Below are 3,453 nucleotides of genomic sequence, written 5' to 3'. Positions count from 1 at the left end.
CCTGGAACCAGGCGTGATCGAAGTCGTCGCGGCGCACCATGGTGACCACCGGATCGCCCGGCGACCGGCGGGTGAACTGCCGCCGGCCGTCGTGGACGGGCCTCCAACTCGGAACCGTCCATGAACATGCCCGCATCCTCGCGCCCGGGTACGACAATTTCCGGCGCCCCCACCGCGGGAATTCCGTTTCCCCCGCCCGGCACCCCCTGCCACCATCCCGGCATGGTCACAGCGCGCGGCGTCCGGATCGGCTGGACGGACCTCCCCACCGGGGTCCGGCAGCGGATCGAGGAGATCATCGGTGGCGGTCCGGTCATCAGCGCGCGCTCCCAGCCCGGCGGTTTCTCCCCGGGCACCGCCGACCGGGTGCGCACCGCGACCGGCCGGCGCGCCTTCGTGAAAGCGGTGTCGCCGGCCCTCAACGCCGACTCGGCGAGCATGGCCCGCCAGGAGCTGCGGATCACCGCCGCGCTGCCGTCCTCCGCACCGGTGCCCCGCCTGCTCGGTGGGTTCGACGACGGGACCTGGGTGGCGCTGGTCCTGCAGGACATCGACGGGGCCCACCCTCGTACCCCGTGGGTGCCGGCCGAGATCAAGCAGGCCGCGACCGCGCTGACGGACCTGGCCGGCCTGCTCACGCCGGCGCCGGTGCCCGGCCTGCCGCGCGCGATCGACCGCCTGGCCGGCTCGTTCGCCGCCTGGGAGCGCCTGGCGGCGAAGCCGCCGGCCGACCTCGATCCCTGGGCACGGCGGCATCTCGACCTGCTGCACGCCGCGGCCGAGCGCGGCATCGCCGCGCTGGCCGGCGGCGACACCCTCGCGCACACCGACATCCGGGCCGACAACATTCTGGTACGCCCGGACGGCTCGATGATCATCGTGGACTGGCCCTGGGGTTCCCTCGCCCCCGCCTGGCTGGACGCGGCGCTGCTGGCCGTCGACGTGATCGTGCACGGCGGCGATCCCGGCCCGCTGTTGACCGGCATCGATCCCGACGTGGTGACCGGCGTCCTGGCCGGCTGCGCCGCCTATTTCCAGCAGCGCTCACGGGAGCCGCCCCCACCGGGGCTGCCCACCGTCCGTGCCTTCCAGCGGTTCCAGGGTGACGCCCTGCTGCCGTGGCTGCGCGCCGCCCTGACCGGGTGACGGCGCGAAACGAACCTGAACCGCACCCACCGCCGGCCCGTAACAGTTACCGGGTTGACCGGCAGATGGGACCTCAAGTACACCGCACCGGGCCCCGTTCGCCGGGGGACTAGGCTTGACGCCCTGTGAACTGGGCTTCGGCGTGGCGGCCCGGGCGGCCAACCGAAACATGGAACGGAAGATGATGATCGACCAGGCCAAGGTGCGAGTCCTGCTTCTGGAGAGCATCCACCCCGACGCGGTTTCCCGCCTCGAGGAGGACGGTTTCCACGTCGAGTCCGTGCGCAACGCCCTCGACGAGGCCGAGCTGATCGAGCGCATCTCCGGAGTGCACCTGCTCGGGATCCGCTCCAAGACGCAGGTGACGGCGAAGGTGCTGGCGGCCGCCGACCGCCTGGTGGGCATCGGCGCGTTCTGCATCGGCACCGACCAGATCGACCTGGCCGCCGCCTCCGCCGGTGGGGTGGCCGTCTTCAACGCGCCGTTCTCCAACACCCGCTCGGTGGTCGAGCTGGCCATCGCCGAGATCATCGCGCTGACCCGGCGGCTGACCGAGAAGAACACGCTGATGCACAGCGGGGTCTGGGACAAGTCGGCCGACGGCGCGCACGAGATCCGCGGCCGCCGCCTCGGCATCGTGGGTTACGGCAACATCGGCACCCAGCTGTCGGTGCTCGCGGAGAACCTGGGCATGTCGGTCTCCTTCTACGACACCGCCGACAAGCTGGCCCTGAGCAACGCGCACCGCTGCGCCAGCCTGGACGAGCTGCTGGAGAGCAGCGACATCGTCACCCTGCACGTGGACGGGCGCCCCGGCAACGCCGGCTTCTTCGGCGCCGAGCAGTTCACCAAGATGCGGCCGGGCAGCCTGTTCCTCAACCTGTCGCGCGGCATCGTCGTCGACCACCTGGCCCTGCGTGACGCGCTGCAGAGCGGGCACCTGGCCGGCGCCGCGGTGGACGTCTTCCCGAAGGAGCCGAAAGGCCGCGGCGACGAGTTCCTCTCCGAGCTGCGCGGCCTGCCGAACGTCATCCTCACCCCGCACATCGGCGGGTCGACCGAGGAGGCCCAGTCGGACATCGGCGGGTTCGTGGCGAACAAGCTGGCCAAGTTCGTCACCGAGGGCAACACCACGCTCAGCGTCAACCTGCCCGGCGTGACCCTGCCCGAGCTGCCCGGCATGCACCGCATCGTGCACATGCACAAGAACACCCCGGGCGTGCTGGCCCAGGTCAACCGGATCCTCGCGGAGAACGGCGTGAACGTCGAGGGCCAGATGCTCAGCACCCGCGGGGAGTACGGCTACCTGATCACCGACATCGCCCGCGGTTACAGCGACGAGGTGCTCGACCAGCTCCGCGCCATGGAGCAGACCGTCCGCCTGCGCGTGCTGTCGTAAGACGGTTCCGGCCGGTGCGGTGCCCGGGGGCGCCGCACCGGTCAGTTCTTCTGCTCCACGGTCAGCTGCGTGATCGCGGAGACCGCCTCGACGTCGTAACGGTTGGCCTTCTGCCAGTCCTTCGGTGTCAGCGTGGCGCCCGGCGGCAGATCACGCAGGGTCCGCGACCCGGCCGTGACCGTGCCCGCTCCGCCGCCGACCTTGACCCGGATCGGGTTGTCCGCCGGCGCGCGCAGCACCAGTTCCTCCACCCCGCCGGTGATCTTCATGGGGACCGTCCCGGACGCCTCGGCCAGGGTCATCTCGGCCCGCCGGGTGCCGCCGACCATCTCGATCCGGGTGATCCGGCCGTTGCTGAGGTCGACGATCCGCTCCTCGGCGTACCCGGAGAAGCGCAGCGTCCAGCGCACCTTGGCGGCCAGCACCACCTCGACCTCGCCGCCGGTGCCGGCCTCGTCGCGGGCCAGGTCCAGGGTCAGCCGGTCGTCGCTGAGCTCCGCGTTGGGCCGGATACCCGCGCCGTCCGGGGCGCTGATCCGGTACAGGTCGGTGCCCAGGTCGGCGACGCTGAGCCGGACCCGGTCGGTCGCGGCGAGCAGTTCGAAGGTCGCCACGGTCCGCCCGTCCAGGGACGCGCTGACAGCCTGCTTGTCGTCGTTCTTGCCGAGCTGGAGCATCTCGCCGATCTGGTTGTCCGGCCCGGTGTAGTAGACGACGCCGGTGAGCGCGATCGCGGCTATCGCGACGGCGCCGAGCAGCGCCATGCCGACGGTGACCAGCCGGGACTGCCGGCGGCGGACCGGCGGCGCGGCAGGGGTGTCGCTCCAGACCGCCGGCTCGCTGCGGCCGGTGCTCTCGTCGAGCCAGGAGGCCGGCCAGGGAGCAGCGGCGGGAGAAGCCGCGGGGCC

Annotated in this window: 3 protein-coding genes; 2 read left to right on the top strand and 1 reads right to left on the bottom strand. The window is 71.9% G+C overall.

Going from position 1 to position 3,453, the window contains the following annotated elements:
• Positions 1-222: 222 nt before the first annotated feature.
• Positions 223-1,146 carry an aminoglycoside phosphotransferase family protein gene (locus AB0F81_RS50825; RefSeq protein WP_360211613.1) on the top strand — a complete coding sequence of 308 codons (924 nt, stop codon included), beginning with the start codon at positions 223-225 and terminating at the stop codon, positions 1,144-1,146.
• A gap of 169 nt (positions 1,147-1,315) precedes the next feature.
• Positions 1,316-2,545, top strand: a complete 1,230-nt coding sequence (serA, locus tag AB0F81_RS50820; protein WP_360211611.1) for a phosphoglycerate dehydrogenase — start codon at positions 1,316-1,318, stop codon at positions 2,543-2,545.
• Positions 2,546-2,586: 41 nt separating this feature from the next.
• On the opposite strand, the gene AB0F81_RS50815 is transcribed toward serA, so the two are convergent.
• The coding region (locus AB0F81_RS50815; RefSeq protein WP_360211609.1) for a hypothetical protein at positions 2,587-3,453 on the bottom strand (867 nt) is incomplete at its 5' end.

Source organism: Actinoplanes sp. NPDC024001 (assembly GCF_040638955.1).
In the GTDB taxonomy this organism is placed as follows: Bacteria; Actinomycetota; Actinomycetes; order Mycobacteriales; family Micromonosporaceae; genus Actinoplanes.
This window is presented reverse-complemented; position numbering and strand designations above follow the sequence as displayed.